23 protein-coding genes, 3 tRNA genes and 1 pseudogene are annotated in these 25,556 nt (G+C 70.9%); 13 read left to right on the forward strand and 14 right to left on the reverse strand.

All coding sequences use genetic code 11. The features are described from left to right. Nucleotides 1-47 precede the first annotated feature (47 nt). Nucleotides 48-563 (forward strand): hypothetical protein, encoded by a 516-nt coding sequence (locus IEZ13_RS02070; RefSeq protein ID WP_183216059.1) that lies wholly within the window; start codon nt 48-50, stop codon nt 561-563. Nucleotides 564-998: 435 nt separating this feature from the next. Here the strand turns inward: IEZ13_RS02070 and IEZ13_RS02075 are convergent. The 3 genes from IEZ13_RS02075 to IEZ13_RS02085 all read right to left on the reverse strand — a co-directional run bounded on the left by IEZ13_RS02075 (nt 999) and on the right by IEZ13_RS02085 (nt 1,255). Beyond that, nucleotides 999-1,073 (reverse strand) — tRNA-Val (locus IEZ13_RS02075). Between the two features lie 10 nt (nt 1,074-1,083). Next, nucleotides 1,084-1,154, reverse strand: a tRNA-Cys gene (locus IEZ13_RS02080). 29 nt (nt 1,155-1,183) lie between these two features. Continuing rightward, a tRNA-Gly gene (locus IEZ13_RS02085) sits at nt 1,184-1,255 on the reverse strand. A gap of 124 nt (nt 1,256-1,379) precedes the next feature. On the opposite strand from IEZ13_RS02085, the gene IEZ13_RS02090 reads away from it, so the two are divergent. Next, a complete protein-coding gene (locus IEZ13_RS02090; protein ID WP_229794451.1) occupies nt 1,380-1,955 on the forward strand; it encodes a GNAT family N-acetyltransferase in 576 nt (191 codons plus the stop codon). A gap of 913 nt (nt 1,956-2,868) precedes the next feature. On the opposite strand, the gene IEZ13_RS02095 is transcribed toward IEZ13_RS02090, so the two are convergent. Genes IEZ13_RS02095 through IEZ13_RS02105 form a run of 3 tightly spaced genes read right to left on the reverse strand, consistent with a single transcriptional unit; the run spans nt 2,869 to nt 5,759 of the window. Beyond that, nucleotides 2,869-3,597: an FAD:protein FMN transferase gene (locus tag IEZ13_RS02095; RefSeq protein ID WP_183217177.1), complete on the reverse strand. Its 729-nt coding sequence runs from the start codon at nt 3,595-3,597 to the stop codon at nt 2,869-2,871. 31 nt (nt 3,598-3,628) lie between these two features. Further along, complete coding sequence (locus IEZ13_RS02100; protein ID WP_183216064.1) at nt 3,629-4,138, reverse strand: FMN-binding protein; 510 nt, start codon at nt 4,136-4,138, stop codon at nt 3,629-3,631. A 25-nt stretch (nt 4,139-4,163) separates the two neighbouring features. Continuing rightward, nucleotides 4,164-5,759, reverse strand: coding sequence for a ferredoxin reductase family protein (locus IEZ13_RS02105; protein WP_183216066.1), 1,596 nt, complete (start codon nt 5,757-5,759; stop codon nt 4,164-4,166). A 159-nt stretch (nt 5,760-5,918) separates the two neighbouring features. Between IEZ13_RS02105 and cbiE the strand changes: the two genes are divergently transcribed. The 6 genes from cbiE to IEZ13_RS02135 all read left to right on the forward strand — a co-directional run bounded on the left by cbiE (nt 5,919) and on the right by IEZ13_RS02135 (nt 10,844). Next, entirely contained in the window at nt 5,919-7,127 is a 1,209-nt protein-coding gene (gene cbiE, locus IEZ13_RS02110; protein ID WP_183216068.1) for a precorrin-6y C5,15-methyltransferase (decarboxylating) subunit CbiE, read from the forward strand. Then, on the forward strand, nt 7,124-7,867 hold the full coding sequence (cobM, locus tag IEZ13_RS02115; protein WP_183216070.1) for a precorrin-4 C(11)-methyltransferase: 744 nt from the start codon (nt 7,124-7,126) through the stop codon (nt 7,865-7,867). The genes cbiE and cobM overlap by 4 nt, the downstream gene beginning before the upstream one ends. Continuing rightward, nucleotides 7,864-8,589, forward strand: coding sequence for a cobalt-precorrin-6A reductase (locus IEZ13_RS02120; protein WP_183216072.1), 726 nt, complete (start codon nt 7,864-7,866; stop codon nt 8,587-8,589). The genes cobM and IEZ13_RS02120 overlap by 4 nt, the downstream gene beginning before the upstream one ends. Nucleotides 8,590-8,642: 53 nt before the next feature. Next, the gene (locus IEZ13_RS02125; protein WP_183216074.1) at nt 8,643-9,260 is read left to right on the forward strand and encodes a hypothetical protein; all 618 of its coding nucleotides are present in this window, start codon (nt 8,643-8,645) and stop codon (nt 9,258-9,260) included. Between the two features lie 115 nt (nt 9,261-9,375). After that, nucleotides 9,376-9,993, forward strand: a complete 618-nt coding sequence (locus tag IEZ13_RS02130; RefSeq protein ID WP_183216076.1) for a hypothetical protein — start codon at nt 9,376-9,378, stop codon at nt 9,991-9,993. Nucleotides 9,994-10,112: 119 nt separating this feature from the next. Beyond that, nucleotides 10,113-10,844, forward strand: coding sequence for an SDR family oxidoreductase (locus tag IEZ13_RS02135; RefSeq protein ID WP_183216078.1), 732 nt, complete (start codon nt 10,113-10,115; stop codon nt 10,842-10,844). A 430-nt stretch (nt 10,845-11,274) separates the two neighbouring features. Here IEZ13_RS02135 and IEZ13_RS02140 read toward each other — a convergent pair whose 3' ends face one another. Next, entirely contained in the window at nt 11,275-12,222 is a 948-nt protein-coding gene (locus tag IEZ13_RS02140; protein ID WP_183216080.1) for a GlxA family transcriptional regulator, read from the reverse strand. A 91-nt stretch (nt 12,223-12,313) separates the two neighbouring features. On the opposite strand from IEZ13_RS02140, the gene IEZ13_RS47410 reads away from it, so the two are divergent. Beyond that, the gene (locus tag IEZ13_RS47410) at nt 12,314-12,436 is read left to right on the forward strand and encodes a hypothetical protein (RefSeq protein ID WP_260178652.1); all 123 of its coding nucleotides are present in this window, start codon (nt 12,314-12,316) and stop codon (nt 12,434-12,436) included. Between the two features lie 58 nt (nt 12,437-12,494). Here IEZ13_RS47410 and IEZ13_RS02145 read toward each other — a convergent pair whose 3' ends face one another. After that, complete coding sequence (locus tag IEZ13_RS02145; RefSeq protein WP_183216082.1) at nt 12,495-14,240, reverse strand: alpha/beta hydrolase; 1,746 nt, start codon at nt 14,238-14,240, stop codon at nt 12,495-12,497. 115 nt (nt 14,241-14,355) lie between these two features. On the opposite strand from IEZ13_RS02145, the gene IEZ13_RS02150 reads away from it, so the two are divergent. Further along, a complete protein-coding gene (locus IEZ13_RS02150; protein ID WP_183216084.1) occupies nt 14,356-15,510 on the forward strand; it encodes a hypothetical protein in 1,155 nt (384 codons plus the stop codon). Here the strand turns inward: IEZ13_RS02150 and arfA are convergent, their stop codons facing one another. Genes arfA through IEZ13_RS02170 form a run of 4 tightly spaced genes read right to left on the reverse strand, consistent with a single transcriptional unit; the run spans nt 15,511 to nt 20,165 of the window. Next, nucleotides 15,511-17,040: an arabinosylfuranosidase ArfA gene (arfA, locus tag IEZ13_RS02155; protein WP_183216086.1), complete on the reverse strand. Its 1,530-nt coding sequence runs from the start codon at nt 17,038-17,040 to the stop codon at nt 15,511-15,513. Between the two features lie 43 nt (nt 17,041-17,083). Then, nucleotides 17,084-17,929 carry a carbohydrate ABC transporter permease gene (locus tag IEZ13_RS02160; RefSeq protein WP_183216088.1) on the reverse strand — a complete coding sequence of 282 codons (846 nt, stop codon included), beginning with the start codon at nt 17,927-17,929 and terminating at the stop codon, nt 17,084-17,086. Further along, nucleotides 17,926-18,858: a carbohydrate ABC transporter permease gene (locus IEZ13_RS02165; protein ID WP_183216090.1), complete on the reverse strand. Its 933-nt coding sequence runs from the start codon at nt 18,856-18,858 to the stop codon at nt 17,926-17,928. The genes IEZ13_RS02160 and IEZ13_RS02165 overlap by 4 nt, the downstream gene beginning before the upstream one ends. Further along, the gene (locus IEZ13_RS02170; protein WP_183216092.1) at nt 18,858-20,165 is read right to left on the reverse strand and encodes an ABC transporter substrate-binding protein; all 1,308 of its coding nucleotides are present in this window, start codon (nt 20,163-20,165) and stop codon (nt 18,858-18,860) included. Before IEZ13_RS02170 ends, IEZ13_RS02165 begins: the two co-directional genes overlap by 1 nt. A 291-nt stretch (nt 20,166-20,456) precedes the next feature. Between IEZ13_RS02170 and IEZ13_RS02175 the strand changes: the two genes are divergently transcribed. The 3 genes and pseudogenes from IEZ13_RS02175 to darG all read left to right on the forward strand — a co-directional run bounded on the left by IEZ13_RS02175 (nt 20,457) and on the right by darG (nt 22,865). Continuing rightward, nucleotides 20,457-21,488, forward strand: a complete 1,032-nt coding sequence (locus IEZ13_RS02175; protein WP_183216094.1) for a LacI family DNA-binding transcriptional regulator — start codon at nt 20,457-20,459, stop codon at nt 21,486-21,488. Between the two features lie 49 nt (nt 21,489-21,537). Further along, nucleotides 21,538-21,873: pseudogene (locus IEZ13_RS47810) on the forward strand (DUF4433 domain-containing protein); the annotation flags it as partial. Between the two features lie 5 nt (nt 21,874-21,878). Further along, nucleotides 21,879-22,865 carry a type II toxin-antitoxin system antitoxin DNA ADP-ribosyl glycohydrolase DarG gene (gene darG, locus IEZ13_RS02185; protein WP_423243933.1) on the forward strand — a complete coding sequence of 329 codons (987 nt, stop codon included), beginning with the start codon at nt 21,879-21,881 and terminating at the stop codon, nt 22,863-22,865. A gap of 15 nt (nt 22,866-22,880) precedes the next feature. Here darG and ligD read toward each other — a convergent pair whose 3' ends face one another. Further along, complete coding sequence (ligD, locus tag IEZ13_RS02190; protein WP_183216100.1) at nt 22,881-23,828, reverse strand: non-homologous end-joining DNA ligase; 948 nt, start codon at nt 23,826-23,828, stop codon at nt 22,881-22,883. A gap of 9 nt (nt 23,829-23,837) precedes the next feature. After that, nucleotides 23,838-25,550, reverse strand: coding sequence for an acyl-CoA dehydrogenase (locus IEZ13_RS02195; protein WP_183216101.1), 1,713 nt, complete (start codon nt 25,548-25,550; stop codon nt 23,838-23,840). Nucleotides 25,551-25,556 lie beyond the last annotated feature (6 nt).

Raw genomic sequence — 25,556 nt, forward strand, 5'->3', positions numbered from 1 at the left:
TCAGGGTTGAACTCATGCCGACGCCGGAACGAAGCGGAGAGGGCGGCATGACCCGGATGAGACTGGCCGGGGTGGTCCTGGCCGCGCTGACCGTGGTCGGCGGCGTCAACTGGGCCTACACCGCACAGAACGACCCGGCCCCGGTCTGGACCACCTCGGTGGCAGCGCAGCAGGTCCTGCCGTCGACCGTCCCGGCCGCGCCGACGAGCACCACCGGCGCCCCAGAACAGACCCCGGGGAAGGCGGCGGCCGGCAGGTCCCCGGCCAAACCACACCGGAACGCCACGCCGGCACCGTTCATCCAGCGGTTCGCCGGGCAGCCAGGCGCCGACCGGCAGAAGGCGAAACGGAAACCGGCCACCCCGCACCGGGTGGCGCCCACGATCGACGGCTGCGACCGCAATTACGGCACGATCGCCCAATGCGTGCCGATCGCCTTCCCTCAAGGCGCCGACGACCGGTGCGCCTGGCTCCGCGAGCACGGTTTCACCGCACTCAAGGTGGTCGGCAAGGACCGGCAGCGACTGGACCAGAACCGCAACAAGATCGCCTGCGACGGGTAGGCAGCCGGCTCCCAGGGGCTGTCTCGCCGGTGTGAGACAGCCCCTGGGTGACTGCACTCTCGTCATCCAGGGGCGCGGCACATCGATCGCGGCCCGCCTTCGACCAACCGCCAGCGCGATCCGCGCCGCCTCGGCCACGCCGCAGTCGAGGAAGGTGACCCGGTCGGCGGGTTTGGCGTCCTCGGGGTGGTGAGTCAGCACGAAGACCTGCCCGGTCCAGGCGGCACCGTGAATATCGCCGGCGTCGACACGGCGCAGCGTGTGCGGCAGAGTCCGGGCGGCGTCGACCCATCCTCTGCACGCGATCCACCCGGGATATCTGGAGCTGGATCCGAAAATGATCTTGCGCTCTCCACCTGCTCCGACGTAAGCAGGAAAACGGGCAACGGCCCGTTACCGAATGTTCGGCGACGGGTCGTTGACCTGCATAAACTTTGGTGGGCGATACTGGGATCGAACCAGTGACCTCTTCCGTGTCAAGGAAGCGCGCTCCCGCTGCGCCAATCGCCCTGGTATTGCGAGGTGGAGACGGGATTTGAACCCGTGTACACGGCTTTGCAGGCCGTTGCCTCGCCTCTCGGCCACTCCACCGAGGTGGCCTCCAGTGGCAAGCCACTCCGAGCGGAAGACGGGATTCGAACCCGCGACCCTCACCTTGGCAAGGTGATGCGCTACCACTGCGCCACTTCCGCGTTGCCCTCCGGCGTTTCCCCCGGCGACGTCAGAACTTTATCCGAACCCCACCACCACCTCCAAACCGGGGGTCCCCCGCGTGTCGCGATCCGGGGCTGACCGGCCGGAACGCGACACGACATGATGTGCGGCGTGGAGATCACGACCTGGTACCTGGAGCAGGACGACCCCGCCCTGCTGCGCCCGGCCGGGCAGCCCGCGACCCCGGTGACCATCACCCGCGCCGAGCTGCCCAGCCCCGAGTTCAACCGCTACCTCTACACCGCCATCGGTGGTGACTGGTTCTGGTCGGACCGGCTGCCCTGGACCTGGCAGCAGTGGCAGGACTACCTGGACCAGCCCGGCGTGGAGACCTGGGTGGCGTCGGTCCGCGGTACTCCGGCCGGTTACGCCGAGCTGGACGGCCACTCCCCCGGCGAGGTGGAGATCGCCTACTTCGGGCTGCTGTCGCGTTTCGCCGGCCAGGGCATCGGCGGCCACCTGCTCACGGTCGCCCTCCGGCACGCCTGGACTCTCCCGGAACGCCACCCCGGCCTGCCCCCGGTCCGCCGCATCACGGTGAACACGTGCAGCCTCGACGGCCCCGCCGCCCTCGCCAACTACCAGGCCCGCGGCATGCGCATCCACCGCACCGCGACGAGGCCCGCGGCCACTCAGCCCCAGGCTCCCGGACCATGGCCAGGAGCAGAACGACCTTAGAGGGCTTTTGTGGTCGAGGTCCGCGTTTCGCTCCTTTTGCGGTACGAGTGTCCTCGCCCCCGCCTGATCAGGGCCGTCCCGTCCGCTCGGCGCGATCTTGCTGCCCGCTGCGGCCTGTGCCGCGCCCGCCGGGCGTAGATCGATGGCCGGGCGGGCCGGTCCAGTCGCCCCGACCCCATCTGCCGCCGCTCACGGCCGTCCGGTCACGTCGGGCGGGTGGCCACGGTGTCGCCGGCCGCACTCGCGGGTGCCCTCCGCCGTAACACCGGCCACCTGAGGCAGGTGGTCGCGGTTTTGCCGGCCAGGCACCGGGGTTGCCCGCTTCGGCAGTAGCGCCGGTCGCCCGGTGCGGGTGGTCGCGCTCACACCAGGGCGGGTGGGCGCACACGGCGGCAGTGTCGTGGTCGCCTACGTGGCCTATCGCCGTGACGGCCGCCCACGTGGCGGCTTTGGTGTGCGCTCACCTCCGAAACCCCGACCGGCCGAAACTCCGCGTGAGCGACGAACCCATCCAGCGGCCTTTCGGGCCGATCTTGGTGAGTTGACCACCTCGGAAGGTGGTCAACTCACCAAGATCACGAAAGCTGCCGGGCAAAGCGCGCAAAGCGGTGAGTGACTTTCGGCGGGTTCCTCGGGGCGACCGGTAGAAGCGCCACCACCCGCCTGGCGCGGCCGGCGTGACGGCCGGGAGCGGCAGCCCGGATGCCTGGCGGCCTGAGGCCGCGCGGAGACATGGAGTCGCGGGGAGATCGCGAGCCCGGCCACCGAGGTCAGCCCGGAAGCGGGGCACACGCCGGTGTTGCAGAAAGGTCCTTCGGTGCCACGGGACGGGGTGGGTGCCGGGTGCGGGTACGCCGTACCGGGAATGGGGTTGATCGGACGCGGAGGCCGGGAAGCGCCGAGCGGGCGGGAGTCAGGAGACGATCGGGAGGTTGGCGGACGTGAAAGCGCGACCGTCGTCGGTGACCGCGGCGGACTCGTAGCCGTCGGCGACTCGCCCGGCCAGCCAGGACAGGCCCGGCTCGCCCATGGCCAGGGCGGCGGTCGCGTAGGCGTCGGCGACGGCCAGGTCGGGGCCGACCACGGTGACCGAGCGGAGGCCGCTGGCGGGGCGCCCGGCCACCGGGTTCCAGACGTGGGCGCCGCGCTCGTACGTCCCGGAGGTGGCCACCGCGCCGTCGGTCAGGGAGAGGACCCAGGCGAGCTTGTCGGCCTCCCAGGGGTGGCGGACGCCGACCCGCCAGGGGCGGCCGCCGGGGCCCGCGCCGCGCATCCGGATGTCGCCGCCCGCGCCGATGTAGTGCCGGGCCGAGCCGGCGGCGGCGAGACGCTGTGATGCCACCTCGACGGACCAGCCCTTGACGTAGCCGGACGGGTCGAGGGGGCCGCCCGCGTAGGCGTCGAAGTAGCCGTCCGTGTCGCGCCACAGGTCGGCGCAGCGGTCGAGGACGTGGCGCAGGTCGGCGGAGCAGTCCTCGAGCCGGAGCGCGCCGGAGCGGAACCGGCACACCTCGCTGTCGTCCTTGTAGGTGCTGAACCGGGCGTCGACCTCGTGCAGCCAGGCGCACGTCTCGCCGACGAGCTCGGTGAGCCGGGCCGGTGGCAGGTCGTCGGCCAGTTCGATGCTGACGACCGTACCCATGACCTGCTCCGTGTGGCGCACGGCCCGAACCCTACGCTCCGGCTTTGTCCAGCGCCGCCTGGAGGGACGTGACGTAGGACTGGCTGGTGAAGGTGGCCCCGGAGACGGCGTCGACGTCGGCGCTCTGCGCTTTGAGGGTGGCCGCCGACAGCGTTTCCACGGCCTTCGGGTTGATCGTGCCGGAGAACCCGTCGGTCGGGAAGGTCGAGTCCGCCGCGGTGATCTTGCCGCCGCTGATCTTGATGGTGACCTGCATCGTGCCGTACTGGTTCTGTACGGCCTTGCCCTTGTAGGTGCCGGCCTTGAGCCCGGCCTTCTCGTCGTCCGCCGGGGCGCTGGTCTTCTTGCCGGACGGCTTCTTGGTGGTGCCCGGGTCCGGTTCGGCGGTCGACTCGGCGGCGGCGTCCTCGGGCTCCCCGCCCGCGTCGTCCGGCGCGGCGGCGGACACCGGGACGGCCGGCGGTTGCACGCTCAGGCGGACCCCGAGGATCAGGGCCGCACCGGTGAGGGTGCCGACGGCTGCTGCGGTACTACGTCGCATCGCGAAAACTCCCAGTCGATAGGGGTCAGAACTCGAACGGGTCCAGGTGCAGCTGGCTCTCCGGCACGTCGAGCTGCTTGAGCGTGTCGACGGCGGCGTTGACCAGCCCGGGCGGGCCGCACAGGTAGACGTCACGGCGGTTCACGTCGGGGACCAGGCCGCGCAGCCCGTCGGGGGTGAACAGCCGGCGCGGGCCGGGGTCGTTGCGGCCACCGACGATGTAGCGCACCCAGGCGTCCCGCTCCTCGGCCAGTTCCTCCAGCTCGGTCCGGAAGACCAGCTCGTCCGGACGGCTGGCCCGGTAGATCACGATGGTGTCCGGCGGCATGTCCTCGAGCAGGGCGCGGATCGGGGCGATGCCGCTGCCACCGGCGATCAGCAGGGCCCGCCGCCGGGTACGCCGTTCGGCGGTGAACGTCCCGAACGGTCCCTCCGCCCAGATCGGCGTGCCGGGGCTCATGGTGGCCAGCTTGCGGGTGTGGCCGCCGGCGATGGTGACGGTGAGCCGCAGCCACTGCGAGTTCGGGGCGGCCGACAGCGAGAACGGGTGGGACTGCCACCAGCCGTTCGCCGTCAGGAACCGCCAGCGCATGAACTGGCCGGCCTGGACCGGCAGCTTGTCGAGCCGCTTGCCCTCGATGTAGATCGAGAACGTGTTGGCGCCCTCGGCGACCACCTCGGCCACGGTGAACCGGTGCCGCGCGTTCAGCCAGACCGGCTCGACGATGCGGCCCCAGAACAGGGCGGCGATGGTGATGCAGCCGAGCGCCGGCCAGAACACCGAGGCGTACCGGCCGCTCATGTCGGCGCCGGCCGCGATCTGGTGGCCGTAGCCGAGCAGCAGGACGCCGTAGCTGGTCAGGTGGACCAGGTGCCAGAGCTCGTAGTTGAGCCGGTTGCGGACGAACCGGATCGAGATCAGGGCGATGAAGACGAGCAGCCCGGTGGCGATCGTGGCGCTGATCATCTCGGGGAACGTCGTGATCACGGTCCAGCCCTGGTCGACGACACCGGTGCCGGCGGTGAGGGCGTAGCCGTAGACGATGAAGACGATGTGCGCGACCACCGCGGCCAGCAGCGAGGTGCCCAGCCAGCGGTGCCAGCGCAGCAGGTCGCGGGAGCCGACCCACTCCTCCAGCCAGGACACCCGGCTCATCATCAGCAGCTGGACGAAGAGCAGGTAGCCGCCGATCAGCCCGGTCACCCGGCCGGCCGCGATCATCGTGCTGGCGGTGTCGCTGACCGCGCCGGCCCGCGTGTTGAACAGCCAGAGCGCGATGCTGGTGCCCAGGCCGGAGAAGAACAGCAGGACGGTGAAGAGCCGGTTGCCGCTGGTCGACTCGCCGGGCGGCCGGTCGTCGACGACCGGGACGCCGGTGCCGGCCTTCCAGCCGGTCGGGTCGGTCATCGACACCTCGGTGACCTCGCCGCGGCGGAACCCGTCCGGGGTGTTGTAGGGCTGGCCGTACTGGGGCTGGGCCGGTTCGGCGGCGTACTGGGTGTCCGGCCACGGGGGCATGGACGGGTTGTCCCAGCTCGGGCCGTCGTCGGAGCGCAGCCCGGCGAAATACCCGTCGTCGTCGGGGATCTCGCGCTGATCCCGGAAGGCCGGAATGGTCAACGTCCTCACCTGCTCAGCAGTCGTCTCGCGGCGCCTGCCACCCCATGCGGCCGACGTGACGGCCCCGGTCCGCATCAGAAGCCGTCACAGTGTCGTACGCGCATCACGCCCGGTTGGCTCAACGAGATCGGGAAAAATCCCGGGCGCTAGGTTCAGGGCATGGAACACCAGGACGTGGTCACCGTGATCGGCGTCGGCGCCGGCGGGTGGCCCGGACTTTCCGGTACGGCGCGGAGGACCCTGGCGTCCGCCGACGTGGTCTTCGGCGCCGCCCGGCAGCTCGATCTGCTCCCCGGTGAGGTGGTCGCCGCGCGTCGCGTCCGGTGGCCGTCTCCGCTGGTGCCGGCCCTGCCCGGGCTGATCGGGGCGGAGCGCGGGCAGCGGGTGTGCGTGCTGGCCAGCGGCGACCCGATGTTTCACGGCATCGGCTCCACACTGGTCCGTCTGTTCGGCGCGGACCGGATCCGGGTGGTGCCGCACCCGTCGTCGGTGTCGCTGGCCGCGGCCCGCCTCGGCTGGGATCTGGCCGCCGTCGACGTGGTGAGCCTGGTCACAGCCCCGGTCGAGACGCTCGGCCGGCTGATCAATCCCGGCCGCCGGATCCTGGTGCTCTCCGCGGGCGCGGCCACCCCGGCGGCGGTCGCGGCGCTGCTCGCCGACCGTGGCCACGGCACCGCGTCGATGACCGTCCTGGAGCAGCTCGGCGGGCCGGGCGAGCGGGCGGTGACCGGCGCCGCGGACGGCTGGGCGCTGCCGGAGGGCGACCCGCTCAACATCGTCGCCGTCGAGTGCGGCGACGGGCCGGAACTGCCGATCGTGCCCGGCCTGCCGGACGACCGCTACGAGGGCGACGGGCAGCTCACCAAGCGCGAGGTGCGGGCCGTCACGCTGGCCGCGCTCGCCCCCGCGCCGGGCCGGCTGCTCTGGGACGTGGGCGCCGGCTCGGGCAGCATCGGCATCGAGTGGATGCGCGCGCACCCGTCCTGCCGGGCGGTCGCGATCGAATCGTCGGCCGAGCGGGCGGCGACCGTCACGGCGAACGCGGCGGCGCTCGGCGTACCCGGTCTGCGCGTGGTGCACGGCCGGGCCCCGGAGGCTCTCGACGGGCTGCCGGAACCGGACACGATCTTCATAGGAGGCGGATTGACCCGCGACGGCGTACTGGACCGTTGCCTGGCCGCGCTGCGCCCCGGCGGGCGGCTCGTGGCGAACGCGGTGACGGTCGAGTCGGAGGCGGTGCTGGCGGCCGCGTACGCGAAACTCGGCGGCGAGCTGAGCCGGATCACCGTGCAGCGCGGGTCGCCGGTCGGCGGGTTCACCGGCTGGCGCTCGTTCATGCCGGTGACGATCTGGTCGGTGACCCGATGACCGTCCACTTCATCGGGGCCGGGCCGGGCGCCGCCGATCTGATCACGTTGCGTGGCCACCGGCTGATCGCCTCGTCGCCGGTCTGTCTCTACGCCGGCAGCCTGGTCCCGGCCGAACTGCTGGAGGCCTGTCCGCCGGGCGCCCGCCGGGTCGACACCCGGGACCTGAACCTGGACCAGATCGTCGCCGAGATGGTGACGGCGCACCGGGCCGGGCAGGACGTGGCCCGGCTGCACTCCGGCGACCCGTCGGTGTTCAGTGCGGTCGCCGAGCAGATGCGCCGCCTCGACGCGGCCGGGGTGCCATACGACGTGACGCCCGGGGTGCCCGCCTTCGCCGCTGCCGCCGCCGCCCTCGGCCGGGAGTTCACCGTTCCCGGGGTGGCGCAGACGGTGATCCTGACCCGGACCGCGGAACGGGCCACCGCCATGCCGCCCGGCGAGGACCTGGCCACCCTCGGCGCCAGCCGGTCGACCATGGTGCTGCACCTCGCGGTCCAGCGGATCGACGCGGTGGTGGCCGAGCTGACCGGCAACTACGGGCCGGACTGCCCGGTCGCGGTGGTGGCGCGGGCCTCCCGGCCCGACGAGGTCGTGCTGCGCGGCACGCTCGCCGACATCGCGGCCAAGGTCAAAGACGCGGGGGTACGAAGGACGGCCGTGATCGTGGTGGGCGCGGCGCTCACCGCCGGGCAGTTCCCCGACAGCCACCTGTACTCGGTGGACCGCTGCCGGTCATGAGGATCCTGCTCCTGGGCGGGACCACCGAGGCGCGGCGGCTGGCCGGGCTGGTCGCCGGCGAGCACACGGTGATCACCTCGCTGGCCGGGCGGACCACCGATCCGCTGCGCCCCGCCGGAGAGCTCCGGATCGGCGGGTTCGGCGGGGTGGACGGGCTGGCCGGCTACCTGCGGGACGCGGACGTCGACGTGGTGGTCGACGCCACCCATCCGTTCGCGGCGACGATGAGCGGCCACGCGGTGCTCGCGTGCGCGGCGGTGGGCGTACCCCTGCTGGTCGTGCGACGGCCGGGCTGGACCGCCGGTCCGGGCGACGAGTGGCACCGGGTCGCGTCGCTGGACGCCGCCGCCGCGCTGCTGCCCCGGCTCGGGCGGCGGGTGTTCCTCACCACCGGGCGGCAGGGCATCGCGGCCTTCGCCGGGCTGGACGAATGCTGGTTCCTGGCCCGGTCGGTGGAGCCACCCACCGGAGTGACGCCGCGGAATCTGGAGGTGCTGCTCGACCGTGGCCCGTTCACCGTCGACGGCGAGCGGGAGCTGCTCATCCGGCACCGCGTCGGGGTACTGGTCACGAAGGACAGTGGCGGCTCGGCGGCCAAGCTGGTGGCGGCCCGTGAGCTGGGCGTACCGGTGCTCATGGTGGACCGGCCACCCGCGCCGGACGCCCCACTGGTGTCCACGGCGGACGCGGCGGTCACCTGGCTGCGGGCCCTGGGACGCTGAAACACGACACTCCGGGAGCTGCGCGGCGGGCGTCGCGATGCGAGGCTCGTAGCATGTCTGGCCGCGCCCTGCATGCCGAACTCACCGCCGTGCGCGCGCTGGTCGCGGACGGGCTGGCCGAGGTCGGCGACGCGGCCGGCGCCGGTCAGGTCTGGCTCCGCTCCGCGTGCACCCGGCTGACCTCGCTCGACGGCGTTCTGGTCGAGGCCGCCGGGATGATCGCCACCCCGGTGTGGGTGGTGGCGGTGACCGCGGTGACGTTCGTGGTGGTGGTCCTCTCCGCGGCGGCCGCCGAGGCGCTGGGGCTCGGCGTCGCCGGGGTGCTCGCGGTGTCGGGCACGGCACTGCTCGGCACGCTGGCCGCCGGACCGTGGGCCGGCCGCCGCGTCCGCGTCGCGCTGGGCCGTCGCCGGCTGGGCCCGGAGCCGTCCCCCGTTCGGGGCGCGGCCACGCTCACCGAGGTTCCGGAGCATCTCCTGCGAGCCCGGGTGCGGCTCGTGTCGGCGGCGCTGCGGCGGGCCGGCGCGGATCACTGGACGGCGCCCCACCTGCGGCGGGCCATTCGCACCGACCCGGTGGTCCGGCGCCTCGCCCACGCCGACCTGCTGCTCTGCCAGGCGATCGACTGCCTGGACCGCCACCTCGGCGACCTGCGGAAGGACATGCCGTGAGCACGCGACCAGCCAGGCCCGCCGACGTAAACGATCGACCGGCCAGGGCCGCCGGCACCAACGAGCGCCCGGCCGGAGCCGCCGGCACGAACGATCGACCGGGCGGAGCGCCGGCATGAACGAGCGGGTCTTCCGGCGGCTGCGGGCGCGCAACGATCCGTTCTCCGGGACCGTCGTGCCGAGATTGCGGCACATCGAGCGGGACCTGGACGCGGTGATCACCGACGCGCAGAGCCGGGACTGGTCGGCGGACCGGCCGGACCAGGTGGTCTTCGCCCGGCTCGCGCAGGCCCGGCGCCGGGTGCGGGCGGCACGGCGGTTCCCGGTGGCCGGTCCCGCGGATCCGGTCGCGGTCCTGATCGGAGCGGCCGCCGCGGCCGGTGTGGCCGGCGGGCTGCTGTGGGCCGGTGTGGCGGGCGGGCTGCTGTGGGCCGGCGGGGCCGTCGCGGTCCGGCCGGTTCCGCTGGCCCTGGTGGCGGTCGCCGGGCTCTGGGCGGCGCCGGCCGCGGTGGCGGTGCTGCGCCGGCTCCGCCGCCGGTGGGACCGGGACACGCATCCCGGGCGGGCGCCGATCGACGACCCCTATCTGTACGCCGCCCTGCGCCGCCGGATCGAGACCTGCGCCGCCGCGGCCCGTGACCACCGCTCACACCGTCGCCGGGGCGCGGCCACCGAACTCGAATACGCCCTCGACTGGCTCAGCGCCGCACAGAGCGAGCTGCCCCGCCGCTGAACCCGGCTGTCACATCCCGCTGGGCTGCCTCGTCGTGTCCGCGGAAGCGACACCGAGGTCGTTTCCGCGGGGGCGACAGGTCGTTTCCGCGGAAGCGACACCGAAGCAGGGAGAACGCGATGCGGATCGTAGTGGTGGGCGGCACCGGCCAGACCGGGCGACTGCTGGTGGAAGCGCTGCGCGAGGACGGCCATGAGGTGGTGCCGGCGTCACCGTCGACCGGGATCGACGCCTTCACCGGGATGGGCCTGAAAGAGGCCCTCACCGGCGCGGACGTGGTCTTCGACGTCACCAATCCGCCGGCCCGGGAGGAGGCGGCGGAGTTCTTCCGGGTCTCGTCCGAGAACCTGACGGCGGCCGGGCGCGAGGCCGGGGTACGGCATCTCGTTACCCTGTCGATCATCGGGCTGGAGAGGGCCTCGGACCTGGCGTACTACCGGGCGAAACTGGCCCAGGAGGCGGCCGTCCGGGCGGGCGGGCTGCCGTTCACGATCGTCCGGGCCGCGCAGTTCTTCGAGTTCCTCGACGTGCTCATGCGGGCGAACACCGACGGCGACGAGATCCGGCTGGCGCCGGTACGGGTGCAGCCGATCGCGCTGTCCGATCTGGTCGCTCGTCTCGCCGGGCTGGCCGGTGCGACGCCGTCGAACGGGACCGTCGAGATGGCCGGACCGGAGGTGTTCGCCCTGGACGAGATCGGCCGTCTGCTCGCCGCCCCGGGGCAGCGGGTCACCAGCGACGGCAGACCGTTCTTCGGCGCGGACATCCCGGTGGACGCCCTGGTGGCGGGGCCGTCCGCCGACCTGGCGCCGACCACGCTGGCGGACTGGCGGGCCGCGGCAGGCGAATGAGCCCGGGAAGGGTTCAGAGAGGTCCGATCAGCTTTCGGTCGCGCCGGGCGGGTGGTCGCGCTTACCCGGCGCACACAGCGGCGGCGTCGTGGTCGCCTACGTGGCCTGTCGCCGCGATGGCCGCCCACGTGGCGGCTTTCGTGTGCGCCCACCTCCGAAAGCCTTCAATGCAATATGCCCGCACCCGGCGCGAGTGGCGGCACATGCGGGGGTGTCCAACCGATCTAACTCGAAAGTAGACCTACTTCCTCCCGATTAGGGCCGCTTCGCGCAGCGGAGCGGCAGGGACTCAGCCCGGCGGGGGCGGCAAAGGCTGGAGCGGGCAGCGAGAGTGGCCGGGCGGGCGGAACGGCCCTGAAAAGGCGGGGCGAGGACACGCGTACCGGAAAAAGAAGCCGGAAGCCAACGCGGACCTGGACCGGAAAGCTCTTCAGTTCTTGGTCTTGAAGGTGTTCCGGTAGCCCTGCGGGGTGGTGCTCAGGCGCTGGGTGAAGTGGTGCCGCAGCGTCTGGGCGCTGCCGAAACCGGCCTTGGCGGCGATCGCGTCGATGCCGAGATCGGTGTCCTCAAGCAGCCGGCGGGCGAGCAGCACACGCTGTGCGGTCAGCCAGTCGTGCGGGGTGGCGCCGGTCTCGGAGCGGAAGCGGCGGGCGAAGGTGCGCGGGGCCATGTGCACGAGGTCGGCCAGGGTGTCCACGGTGTGCGGGTGGTCGAGGGTCTCCAGCACGTGGTTGAGCAGCGGCTGGAGGGTCTCGCAGGAGATCGGTGGCACCGGCGTCTGGATGAACTGGGCCTGGCCGCCGTCGCGGTGCGGCGGCACCACCATGCGGCGGGCGATCTGGGCGGCCACCGCCGAACCCTGCTCCTCGCGGATCAGGTGGATGCCGCAGTCGATGGCCGCGGCCGTCCCGGCGCTGGTGATGATGTTGTCGTCGACCACGTAGAGGACGCCCGGGTCGACCTTGGCCCGCGGGTATCGGGCGGCCAGGTCGTCGGTGTGGCGCCAGTGCGTGGTGCAGCGGCGGTCGTCGAGCAGGCCGGCCTCGCCGAGCGTGAACGCGCCGGTGCAGACGCTCATCACCCAGGCGCCGCGCTCGTGGGCGCGGCGCAGCACGTCGAGCACCTCGGACGGCACCTCGCGCATGTCGTTGGGGGCGATCGCGACCAGGTCGGCGGTCTCGGCCGGGGTGAGGTCGAACTCCGGGGTCATGCTGAAGCCGGCGTGGGTCCGCACCGGGGCGCCGCCGACCCCGCACACGTGGAAGTCGTAACCGGGCAGGCCCTCGGCGGTGCGGTCGTAGCCGAACAGCTCGCAGAGCACGCCGAGCTCGAAGACCGCCACCTCGGGCAGGGCGATCACAGCGACGCTTCTCAACATGTGGCCACCGTACCCGAGGTTGGCAGCATCTTGAAGATGTATGGCATTCCTGCCACTGTTCCGGCGGCCGGAACGGCGCGACCCTTGATGTATGGAAATCGCGATGCTTGTCTTCTTCGTCCTGCTATTGATCGCTTCGGTCACCGGCCTCACCGCGGACAGCCACGACAGCGCCGACTGGAAGCCCACTGACGGCGGACGCCGGGCCGTATGACCCGGCGTCCGTCACAGCGCCGCCGGACCGCCCACGAACACCGGCCCGGCGGCGGAGATCAGCGGCCCCCGGTCAGGACCGAGACCGGCTTCGGGGCCACCACCGGCGGCAGCGTCTTGCCCGGCGCCACGGCCGACTTGGTCGACAGCTCGCCCGGCTCCTCACCGGTCACCAGCTTCTCGGTGAACGGCTGGTGCTCGGCCTTGCAGACCGTGCCCTTGGCCGGCACCTTGCCGGTCAGCAGGTAGCGGTCGATGGCGGCGGTCACGCAGACTCCCGTGCCGTAGGCCGCGTGCCCCCAGTTGTCGCTGGTCAGCAGCCGCGAGTTCGGCAGCAGCCGGCTCGACGACACGGACGCGGCGTAGTTGGTGGCCGGATCCCAGTAGTTGCCGATCACCAGGACGGTCGCCTTGGTCCGCTTGTTGAACGGGCCGCGGTAAGCGTCCTCGTCCCGCACGGTCCAGGTGCCGCTCGCGCACTGGACGCTGAGCCAGCCCCAGATCCGGCCGAAGTACGGCGCCTGGAGGTCACGGGAGGCGGTCGCCACCGGCCAGCCGTTCGCGTTCTTCGGGTGCTTGCCGTCGGTGCAGATGACCGCGCTCTGCGCCTCGAAGCCGTTGTCGTACGGGAAGTCGTACCCGATCTCCTTGGCGGCCTGGACCCGCTTGCGCAGCGACACCTCGGCGGCGGCCGCGGCGGTGCCACCGGCCTGCAACGCGGCGACCTCGGCGGCCAGCTGGGTGACCATCTCCCCGGCGTACGTGCTGTAGAGGTAGTTGAGGCTGGCGCCGACGAAGTCCGCGTAGGTGATCTTGAAGGTGCCGAACTCGTCGGTGACGACCAGCGGCTTGGCCCGCAGCTTCCGGGCGATCGCCGCGTAGTTGGCGACCGGGTCACCGGCGGCGAACGCGCAGTACTCCGCACCAACCCGGTCGCAGCGGATCAGGATCTCCCGGAGGGCACGGCTCGCGCCCTCGGCCGAGTGCATCCGGGCGTCCAGGATCTTGTTGCCGCTGCTACCCGCGCCGACCCACTGCCGCGGGTCGATGTTGCCGTCGACGGCGAGCGCGCGGAACCGGTCCGGGAACAGGTTGGCGTAGTACTGCCCGAGCGCGGTGCCGTAGCTGAAGCCCAGGTAGGTCAGCTTCTTGTCACCGACCGCGCGGCGCATCAGCTCCATGTCGCGGGCCACCTCGGCGGTGGACATCGCGCCGGCCAGCGTCTTGCCGGTGGTGGAGCAGGCCTTGCCGAAGGCCTTGGCGCCGGCGATGTACCGCTTCTCCTCGGCCGACCCGAACGGGAAGGCGACGTTCATCTTGTCGAAGACGGCGGTCTGCTGCTTGACCGACTTGAAGCACTTGATGTTGGCGCTGAACCCGATGCCGCGCGGGTCGACGCCGACGACGTCGAAGCGCTCCAGGACCGGGTCGCTCAGGAAGTCCGGCGCGAAGAGCGCGAACTGGGTGGCCGAGCCGCCCGGGCCGCCCGGGTTCACGAACAGACTGCCGATCTTGCGCTTCTGGTCCTTGGCCCTGATTCGTACGACGGCCAGCTCGGTCTTGGCGCCCTTGGGCTTGTCGTAGTCGAGCGGCACCTTCACGGTGGCGCACTCGGCGATCTGGTAGCACTTGTACCAGCCCAGCTTCGGCGTGGGCAGGCGGTCCATGCGGCGCTTCTCGGCGGCGCTGGTGGTGGCGGACTTGGGCGCGGCCGACGCGGCTCCCGGCACCGAGACCACCGCCGTCGTGGCGACGGCGACAGCCAGGACGCCCGCGATGAGCAGACGCGGTCGGATTGATGGCATACAGCCCCCTCTCAAAGGACGATCGCATCGTAGAAGACCGATGCGAGGAGACCGTCCATTTCGGAGCCGTACCCGTGGTTGTCACTGCCTCGTCCTCATTTGGCACAGTGGACAGATGCTGACCGACGTGGATCTGCCCGCGCCCGGACTGCTCTGGACCCGCTGGGCGACACTGAGCGCGACGTGTGCCGCGACCGGACAGGCCGGGCCGTGGACCATCGACGGTCGCGGCGCCGAGTTCGCCGAGGGCAAGCGGAACTGGGCACGGTTCGCCCTGCTGGACGGCCGTCGCGCGGTCGTCTACGGGCATCACGAGCACAGCGCCACCACCCGGGCCGATCCGCCGGTCGACCTGCTCACCGGCACGCCGGACTGGCTGCCCTGGGACGCACTGTCCCCGCTCGCCGAGGGCGACCGGCTCGGCTTCGTGATCTGGCACGAGAACGGCCGCTGGTCCCGGGTCCGCTACCCGGGCCGGCTCGACGACGGCATGACCGGCATGCTCGCCCCGCTGCTCACCGCCGAGCACATCCTGGCCGCGCTGGGCCGGCTCGGCGCCCGCCCCGCCGCCGAGGAGCTGATCGCCGCCGCGATAAGGGGTGCGGTGACCGCGGACCAGATCGCCGCCCTGATCACCGGCCCGGACGCGGACATCGCGTCGGCCGTGGCCGTCGCCACCCGGGGCGGGCTGGCGCCGGGCAGCTCCCCGCCCCGGATCGAGCCCGGCCGGCGCCCGCCGATGCGCCGGGTCCGCCGGCTCAGCAAGGGCGAGCACGACCGGCTCGTCTGGGCGGCCATGCAGGACTCCCCGGAGCTGACCCGGCCGGCGCCGCCCGCCAGCGAGGAGCTGGACACCCTGATCTCCTGGCTGCGGGAGCGGTCGCCGCACGGCGACGGGCGGTGCACCCTGCTGGCCTACGCCGACTCCACCAGCTTCAGCTCCCAGCCCGGCGGCTTCCCGCCGGGCGACCGGCCCGGCGAGGAGCGCTACGCCGCCTTCCGCCGGCTCACCGAGCTGGTCCGGGCCCTGCGGCACACCGAGTCCGATCCACGGTACGGGCGGTGGCTCTTCCTCCGGATGGAGATCAGCGCCACCGGCGTCCAGGTGGAACGCCGCTACGACTCCTGGCCGCCGTGGTGGCACGACGACGGCGTCTCCGGGCCGTGGCGGACCAACCTCCAGGAGGAGATGACGTCACGGGGGCCGGCGTGGCGGCCGTCCTGGGTCACGCTGCTCGACCCGGAGACCGCCTACCGTCCCACGTCGTGATCAGGCGGTCCGGGCGAAACGGATGGCGCTCCAGGAGACGCGGGGCAGGGTCAGGGTGGCGGCGCCGCCCTCGACGGTCACGGCCCCGGTGGGCACCTCGGCGGTCGGGCGCAGGGTGACCCGGTCCGGGTTCTCCCTGGTGTTGGCGGCGTAGAGGTCCTCCTCGTCGGTGAGGGTCCACGCCTCGGCCACGGCCAGGTCGCCGAACGCGCTCAGGTCCACGGTGAACTCGACCGGATCCGTCACGTCCCGGTTCACCGCGAAGACCGTCACGTCCCCGGTGGCCGGGTCGTGCGTGGCGACCGCGTCGACGACCGGGGCCACGCCGTACCGGGCGGTCTCGTAGGTCGGGGCGTCGATGTGCAGGCGGAGCACCTCGCCCTTGGCCAGGGCCGCGGTCTTGGCGAACGGGTGGAAGATGGTCTGCCGCCAGGCCGGGCCGCCGGGCTCGGTCATGATCGGGGCGATCACGTTGACCAGTTGCGCCTGGCAGGCCGCGGTCACCCGGTCGCTGTGCCGGAGCAGCGAGATCAGCAGGTTGCCGACCACCACGGCGTCGGCCACGTTGTACCGGTCCTCGATCACCGGCGGGGCGACCTTCCACTCCTCCGGCAGCGGGGCGCTCTGGAACCGGGACAGGTACCAGACGTTCCACTCGTCGAACGAGAGGTTGATCTTCTTCTTGCTCTTCAGCCGGGCGCCGACCGCGTCCGCGGTGGCCACGATGCTGTTCACGAAGTAGTCCATGTCGACCGCGCTGGCCAGGAACGAGCCCAGGTCGCCGTCGTGCTCCTCGTAGTACGCGTGGCAGGACACGTAGTCGACCAGGTCGTACGCGTGCTCCAGAACCGTCGACTCCCAGGTCCCGAAGGTCGGCATCGTCGAGCTGGAGCTGCCACAGGCGACCAGCTCGAGATCCGGCTCGGCGGACCGCAGCGCCCGTGCCGTGGCGGCCGCGAGCAGGCCGTACTCCTCGGGGGTCTTGTGCCCGGTCTGCCACGGACCGTCCAGCTCGTTGCCGAGGCACCAGATCTTGACGCCGTACGGCTTCTCGGCGCCGTTGGCCCGCCGTTGCTCGGAGAGCGCGGTGCCCTCCGGGTGGTTGAGGTACTCGTGCACGTCGAGCGCCTCCTGCACGCCACGGGTGCCGAGGTTGACCGCGTACATGATCTCGACGTCGGCCTTCTCCGCCCACTTGGCGAACTCGTCGATGCCGACCTCGTTGGTCTCGATGCTGCGCCAGGCCAGGTCGCGCCGGCGGGGCCGCTTCCCGGCCGGTCCGACGCCGTCCTCCCAGCGGTAGCCGGAGACGAAGTTGCCCCCGGGGTACCGGACCATGGTGACGCCGAGCTCGCGGGCGAGAGCCAGCACATCGGTACGGAAGCCGTCCTCGTCGGCGAGCGGGTGGCCCGGCTCGTAGATGCCGGTGTAGACGCAGCGGCCCATGTGTTCGACGAAGGAGCCGAAGGTCCGGCGGCTGACCGGCGCCACGACGGCACCCGGATTCAATGCGACACGCGCACGGAGCATGGTTGTTCCCTTTAACGATGAGAAGAGGAGATGCGCGTACCGGTTACTTGACGGAGCCGATGGTCAGGCCACCGCGCCAGTACCGCTGCAACATCAGGAAGGCGACGATCAGGGGGACGATCGCCACGAGAGCGCCGGTCACGATCACGCTGAAGGTCGCCGCTCCGCCGTTGCCCATGATCGCGGACATGTACCAGGCCCGGAGCCCGACCGTGAGCGGGTAGAGCTGGTCGTCGCTCAGCATCACCAGCGGCAGGAAGAAGTTGTTCCAGGACGCGACCATACTGAACAGCAGAACCGTGACCAGGGCGGGCTTCATCGCGGGCAGGGCCACGCTGGTGAACACCCGGAACTCGCCGGCGCCGTCGATCCGGGCCGCCTCGAGCATCTCGTCCGGGATCGAGTCGTGCACGTAGACCCGCAGCAGGTAGACGCCGAACGGGTTGAGCAGCGACGGCAGGATGACCGCCCAGATCGTGTCGACCAGGTTCGCCTGCGACATGAGCAGGTAGGTGGGCAGCACGAGCGCCGTCGCCGGCACCATGATCAGGCCGAGCAGCAGCGCGAACAGGGCGTTACGGCCGGGGAAGCGCAGCTTCGCGAAGGCGTAGCCGGCCAGCGCCGAGATGGCCGTCGCGCCGACGCCGCTGATCACGGCGTAGAACGCCGAGTTGCGCAGCCAGGTGAGGTAGACCCCGCCGTCCTGCTCGAACAGGATCCGCAGATTGTCGATCAGGTGGAAGTCGGAGAACCAGAGCGAGGCCGATTGGAAGAGCCCGGTGTTGTCCTTCGTCGCGGCGACCAGCAGCCACCAGAACGGGAGCAGGAAGTAGATCGCCAGCAGGCCCATCACGACGTGGGCGGCGACGCTGCCTTTTCTGAAGCTCATCGCAGCGCGCTCCTCTTCCGGGTGGCGAACAGGAAGATGTACGACCCGATGAAGACCACCGCGCCGAGCAGGAACGAGATCGCCGCCGAGTAGTTGTACTGCTGGAACGAGAACGCCTGGTTGTAGGCGTACACGTTGGGTGTGTAGTGCTGGGTGATCGCGCCCGGGTTGAGCGGCTGGAGGATCAGCGGCTCGGTGAAGAACTGCAGGGTGCCCATGATGGTGAAGAGGGTCGCCAGGACCAGCGCCGAGGAGATCATCGGTGTCTTGATCCGCAGGGCGATCTGCACCTCGCTCGCGCCGTCGATGCGGGCCGACTCGTAGACGTCCCGGGGCAGACCCTGGAGCGCCGCGTACAGGACGATCATGTTGTAGCCGGCCCACTGCCAGGTGACGATGTTGCCCAGCGACGCCAGCACCGTGTCACTGGAGGTGAAGTCGATTCCGGTCCAGGCGAACGGGCCGATGCTGTCGCTGTAGAGGAAGCCCCACATCAGCGTGCCGATGACCACCGGCACGGCGTAGGGCACGAACGCCGCCAGCCGGAAGAACCGGGAGAACTTCGAGGTCGCGGCGTCGATCAGCAGGGCCGCGACCAGCGCGATCCCGATCATCACGGGGGTCTGGAGCAGACCGAAGATCAGGACCCGGACCACGCCCTCGCGCACCAGCGGGTCGTCGATCGCCTGCTTGTAGTTGTCGAACCAGGCGAAGACCTCACCCTCGATGAGGGTGGAGCGGTACAGACTGATCTTGAAGGCGTACGCCATCGGGAGCAGCAGGAAGGCGACCAGCAGGACGGTGAACGGCAGGGCGAAGAGCCAGCCGGTGGCCGCCTCCTTCACCCGCGCGGACCGCTGGGTGCCCGTCTTGGCCGAGGGGCCCGCGGCCGCCGGAGCGGCCGCGGGGGACGTCTGTACCTCGGTCATTACTGAACCTTGAAGCCCTGCTGGGTGGCGTAGGTCTTGATGTTCTCCTGCGCGGTGTCCAGCGCCGCGGTCCAGGAGGTCTTCTTCTCGATCGCCTGGCCCAGGTTGGTGGTCAGCTGGTTGAAGTTGTAGCTGTTGAACGGGCTCCAGTCCAGGTCGCCGACCCCGTTGTAGGCCGGCACGAAGACCTCGTTGACCTTCTGGCCGCCGAAGAAGTCGTACGTCTTGCCGGTGAACGTGTCCGCCTCCAGGACCGGGGTGACGGTCGGGAACAGGAACGCCTTGTCGATGCCGATCTTCCAGGCCTCGCTGTTCTTGGCGCCGAAGATCTCCAGGGCGACCTTGGCCGCGATCTCCGGGTACTGGGCCTGGTCGGTCACCGCGAACGAGGAGCCACCCCAGTCACCCTGGGCGTTGGCGCCGGCGGTCCACTGCGGCAGCGGGGCGACCCTCCACTTGCCGGCCGCGCCACCGGCGTTGGCCTGGATGTAACCGGGGCCCCAGCCGGCCGCGAGGTAGGTGGCGTACTTCTCCGAGCCGAGGCCGTTGTAGAAGTCGGTGGTGTGGAAGGCGGTCGTGTCGGCGAGGCCGGTGTTGACCATGCCCTCCCAGTACTCGAAGACCTTCTTGGCCTCGGCGCTGTTGACGTTCACGCCGATGCTGCCCGGGTTCGCGATGTCGTAGGTGTACGGCTTGGCGCCGGCCTGCCAGAACAGACCGGTCATGAAGCCACCGTCGTTGGCGCCGAAGTCGGTCATGAAGCTCTTGCCACCGGAGGCGGCCTTCAGCTTCTCGGCCTGCGCCTTGTACTCGTCCCAGGTCGTCGGCACGGTCAGGTTGTACTTCTTGAAGATGTCCTCGCGGTACATCATCGCCATGGGGCCGGCGTCGACCGGGATCGCGTAGACCTGGTCACCGGAGCTGACCTGGTCCCACGCCCAGCCGGCGTAGTCGCCCTTGACGGCGCCCGCGCCGTACTTGCCGAGGTCGACCAGGTGCTTGGTGAGCGCGAAGGTGGGGATCTCCTGGAGCTCCAGCATCACCACGTCGGGCGCGCCCTTGCCGGCCTTCAGCGCGGTCTGGAGCTTGGTGTACTGGTCCTGGCCGGTGCCCGCGTTCGTCCACTCGATCTTGACGTCGGTGTGGGTCGCGTTGAACTGGTCGACGACCGCCTTGAACTCCGGGTACCAGGCCCACACCTTCACGGTGACCGTGCCGGTCGGCTTCGCGGCGGCGTCCGGCTTGTCGTCGCCGCTGCCGCAAGCCGCGAGCGTCACGGCGGTGGCCGTCGCCGCGATGGCCGCCACAACTGATCGCCGACTGACTCTCCGTGCACTAAAGTTGCCGATGTTCACTGGGTCCTCACAGACAAGTAGATGCGTATCCAGTTGATCAGTTCTGAGGCCCACGGGGCTCAGAGGGCCGACCTCCGGTGCTGGCACATCGGGGGTCGGCTATTGGGCCGAGCTAAGTCTTTACCGATGGTCGAACTGAGTTGCTACGCTTTTGCAGCGCTGCAAAGCAAAGCATGCACGGGACCCTATAACGACGGCAAGGGGTAACCTGCCGGAAACTTGGGGCGGCCAGAGGGGGCAAGAATGCGTCGAGAAGTCACTCTGCGTGACGTCGCGGAGTTGGCCGGCGTTTCCAGCCGAACCGTCTCCAACGTGGTCAACGGTTATGCCAATGTCACGGAGCGTACGAGAGAGCGTGTTCAACGGGCGGTCGAGGAGCTCGGCTACCGACCCAACGTGCTCGCGCGGAACCTGGCACAGGGCCGGTCCGGCCAGATCGCGGTCGTCGTGCCCTATCTGGACACGCCGTACTTCTCCGAGTTGTTGCAGAGCGTGATCCGCGCGGCGCGGGTCAGCGGCTATAACGTTTTGATCGACCAGACCGACGGCGACCCCGAGCACGAGCGGGCGTTCATCGCCGACGGGTCACGCCGGCTGCTCTTCGACGGGGTCATCTTCAGCCCCCTCGGCCTCGACCAGCAGGCACTCACGAACCGCGACCGCAGGCTGCCCCTGGTCATACTCGGCGAGCGGTCCAGCGACGGCAGCTTCGACCACGTCGGGATAGACGACGTGGCGGCCTCCCGGCAGGCCACCGAGCATCTGATCGACCTGGGCCGGCAGCGGATCGCGGCGATCGGCGACCAGCCCTACGCCACCGGCGAGGCGGCCCAACGGCGCACTCGGGGCTTCCGCGAGGCGCACGCGGCCCGCGGGCGCACCCCCCGGGAAGACCTGATCATCAGCACCCCCCGGTTCAACCGGCCGGACGGCGCCCAGGCCATGGAGCATCTGCTGGACCTGGCGGAGCCTCCGGACGCGGTGTTCTGCTACAGCGACCTGGTGGCGCTCGGGGCGATCCGGACGCTTCTGTCGCGAGGGCTGCGCGTGCCCGAGGACGTCGCGGTGGTCGGCTACGACGACATCGAGGACGGGCGGTTCTCCAACCCGACGATCACCACGATCTCGCCGGACAAGGAGATGATCGCGACCACCGCGGTGGAGCGGCTGCTGCTGCGCATCAGCAGCCCCACCCCACCCGCCGGGCTCGAGCTGCGCGCGCCGCACAAGCTGATCATCAGGGAGAGCACGGCCGGGCGATCCACCCCGGGGTAACCATCGCCCACAAAGGACTTCGCGCCGGTACGGTTGGCCGCTCATCGCTGTGACCGCCCGCGGCGGTCTCACGCGGGCGGAGGTCGGCGATCCGGGTATCAAGGAGATGCGGCGTGGGCGACGCGTTCCGACCGGCCCGGGCGGCTGCGTCGGCGACTATGTCCCGTTCTACTTCGCTCCGCGCTCACCGATGATGTACCGCATCGCGTGCGATCACCGCGACCACACCCCGGGCCGGTACTCGGGCGGCGATCGCCCGCTCGTGTACCTCGCCAGCACCATCGGGTCAGTGATCGACGCCGGGCTGACCTGGGTGAGCACGGACGGTAACGCGGCCAACGCGACCACCGTGCTCACGGTCGACCTGGGCGAACTCGACACCCTGGTGGACTGGCCTACCGGGCTTATCGGGCTGCGTGTGATCGCGGCGAGGTCGCACTCGGTCACATGTTCGTCTTCGACCGTGGCATGTTCGGGCCACGGCGATACATCTTCAACTTCCCCACCAAAGGCCATTGGCGGAACACGGCCCGGCTCGATGACATCCGCTCTGGGCTCGACGACCTACTCCTCGCCGTTCGGCGGACGGGCGTCCAGTCGATCGCGATACCCGCCCTCGGTTGCGGAAACGGCGGCCTGGAGTGGCTGGAGGTTCGCCCACTGATCGAGGCCGCTTGTCAGACGATTCCGGATGTTCGGTGCGTGATCTTCGCACCCGAGGGCGCACCACCGCCGAGCACGATGCCGGATGCCACTCCTCGCCCACCGCTCACCGGCCCACGCGCGCTGCTGCTGAGCGCGATCGCGGTCTACCTCGACCGCGCCCGGTTGCAGGAGTTCCGCGAGGGCGTAAGTGAGCTGGAGATCCAGAAGCTGGCCTACTTCCTTCAGCTCGCCGGAGCACCGTTCAACCTACGGTTCGTGCGTGGCACTTACGGCCCCTACTCGGACCGTATCGGGCAGGTGCTCACCGCTCTGGAGGGGCACTACCTGACCGGCCTCGGGGACAGATCGTCGAGGGTCACCGACTTGGCGCCCATCACGCCCACGACCGGGACCCCGGAGAGTTCGGCCGACTTGCTGGAACGGCATCCCGAGCACCGGGCGCAGTTGTCCGCCGTGCTGGATCTCGTCGCCGGCTTCGAGGCTCCCTACAGCCTGGAACTGCTGGCCACCGTGCACTGGGCGTCCATTCAGCCTCCGCCTACCAGGGACATCGGGGCGCTCAGCGACCGAGTGTCGGCATGGAGTCTTCGAAAGGCCCGGCTGTTCACTGACGCACACATCCGGCTGGCTGCCGAGCGTCTGACGAAACATCGCCTTCTCGCCGAGGAGAAACGTCGCCTCACGCCCGATGCTTCGGCCGTTTGCGACTGACAGTGGGCGCGGCGGTCAGTCCTCGGGGGTGGTCAGGCCGGACTGCTCGTCGTAGTCGGCCCACTCCAGCAGGGCGTCCAGGGAGTGCGCGTGGTCGTCGATGGCGGCGTGCAGGTCCCCCAGCTCGGCGAAGCGCGCGGGCACCGTACGGATGGTGAAGTCTCTGGGGTCCAGATCTTGAATCTCGTCCCAGGCGACCGGGGTGGAGACGGTGGCGGTGGGCACGCCGCGGACCGAGTAGGCGCTGGCCACGGTGTGGTCGCGCGCGTTCTGGTTGTAGTCGATGAACAGCGCGGACGGGTCGCGGTCGCGGCGCCACCAGGTGGTCGTGACGTCGTCGGGGGCGCGCCGCTCCACCTCGCGGGCGAAGGCGAGCGCGGCGCGCCGCACGTCGGAGAAGCTCCAGCTCGGTTCGATCCGCACGTAGACGTGCATCCCCCGGCCGCCGGAGGTCTTCGGATAGCCGGTGATCCCCAGCTCGTCGAGGAGCTCGCGGACCACCGTGGCGACCCGCTGGACCGTGCCGAACGGGCAGTCCGGCATCGGGTCCAGGTCGATCCGCCACTCGTCGGGCTTCTCGGTGTCGGCCCGCCGGGAATTCCACGGATGGAACTCCACGGTGGACATCTGCACCGCCCAGATCACGTCGGCCGGTTTGGTCACGCACAGCTCGTCGGCGTGCCGGTTGTAGCGCGGGAACGTCACCCGCACCGTCTCCAGCCACGGCGGCGCGCCGTTGGGCACCCGTTTCTGGTGCACCTTCTCCCCGGCCAGGCCCTCCGGGAACCGGTGCAGCATGCACGGGCGATCCCGCAGCGCGCGGACGATCCCGTCGCTCACCGCCAGGTAGTACTCGACCAGGTCGAGCTTCGTGACGCCGAGCTCCGGGAAGTAGACGCGATCCGGGTTGGAGATCCGGACGTCGTAGTCGCCGACTTCGATGGTCGTGGCTTCACCGGCCATGACCTGAACCTATCCCAACCAGGCGTCGTCCATGTCCCGAAGAAGGGTGTCGCCGGAGTCGAGCAGGTCCAGCATGGGGCCGATCCGGGGCAGCTCGTGGGTGACGAAGTACCGGGCGGCCAGCCGCTTGCCCTGGTAGAAGTCACCATCCTTGCCCTCCGCGGCGAGCAGCTGCTCCAGCCAGAGCCAGGCGATCACCAGGTGGCCGGCGGCGTCCAGGTAGGCGGTGGCGTTGACCAGGGCGCTCGACGGGTCGCCGGTCGCCCAGAGCTTGGCGGTCGTCGCGGCCAGCCGGTCGGCGGCGCTCAGCACCGGGCCGCCCAGCTCGGCCGGCGCTTTCGACGCGGTGGCCCGGATCCGGTCGAGCAGCAGGCCCAGACCGGCGCCGCCCCGCATGGTCACCTTGCGGCCGAGCAGGTCGAGGGCCTGGATGCCGTCGGTGCCCTCGTGGATCGAGTTGAGCCGGTTGTCCCGGTAGAACTGCTCGACCGGGTACTCCCGGGTGTAGCCGTAGCCGCCGTGGACCTGGATGGCGTGGTCGTCGGCGAGCCGGCACCACTGCGACGGCCAGGCCTTCACGATCGGGGTGAGCACGTCGAGCAGCAGGTCGTTCTCCGGCGACGGCTCGTCCAGCAGCTTCGCCGCGTAGAGGACCAGGGCGAGACCGCCTTCGACGTACGACTTGGAGGCCAGCAGCATCCGGCGGACGTCCGGGTGCTCGACGATCGGCACCGGCGGGGCCAGCGGGTCCTTGCCGCTCACCGGGCGGCCCTGGAGACGTTCCCGGGCGTACGCGAGGGCGTGCAGGTATCCGGTGTAGCCGAGGGCCACCGCGCCGGACCCGACGCCGATCCGCGCCTCGTTCATCATGTGGAACATGTAGGCCAGGCCGCGGCCCTCCTCGCCGACCAGCTCGGCGGCCGCGCCCTCGAAGGCGAGCACCGCGTTGGTGGTGCCCCGGTAGCCCATCTTGTGGTTGAGCCCGGCCAGGACGACGCCGTTGCGCTCGCCGGTCTCCAGGTTCCGCTTCGGGACGATGAACAGCGACAGGCCCTTCACCCCGGCCGGCGCGCCCTCCACCCGGGCCAGCACCAGGTGGATGATGTTCTCGCTCAGCTCGTGGTCGCCGCCGGAGATCCACATCTTGCCGCCGTCGATCCGGTAGGTGCCGTCGGCCTGCGGGGTGGCCTTCGTCGTCACGTCGCTGAGCGACGAGCCGGCCTGCGGCTCGGAGAGGCACATGGTGCCGGTGAACCGGCCCTCGATCATCGGGTGCACGTAGCGCCGGATCTGTTCCTCGGTGCCGTGCGTGAGCAGCAGGTGGGCGTTGCCCGCGGTGAGCATGGCGTAGGCCGAGGTGGCCGTGTTGGCGGCCTGGAACCAGAGGAAGCAGGCCCGCTGCACCACGTGCGGCAACTGGAGGCCGCCGTGCTCGGCGTCCATGCCGGCGGCCGGGAGCCCGGACTCGGCGAAGACCCGCAGCGCCCGGCTCACCTCCGGGATGATCGTGACCTTCTCGCCGTCGAAGGTCGGCTCGGCCAGGTCACCGGCCCGGTTGTGCGGCGCGAAGTCGCGCTCGGCGATCTGCTGGGAGACGTCGAGGAACGCGTCGAACGTCTCCCGCGAGTGCTCGGCGAACCGCTCACGGGCGGTCAGCGACTCGGCGCCGAGCCACTCGTACAGCAGGAAGTCGAGGTCTCGCCGGGAGAGGACCTTGGACACCGCAGC

The sequence above is a fragment of the Actinoplanes campanulatus genome (assembly GCF_014647795.1).
GTDB classification, from domain to species: domain Bacteria; phylum Actinomycetota; class Actinomycetes; order Mycobacteriales; family Micromonosporaceae; genus Actinoplanes; species Actinoplanes campanulatus.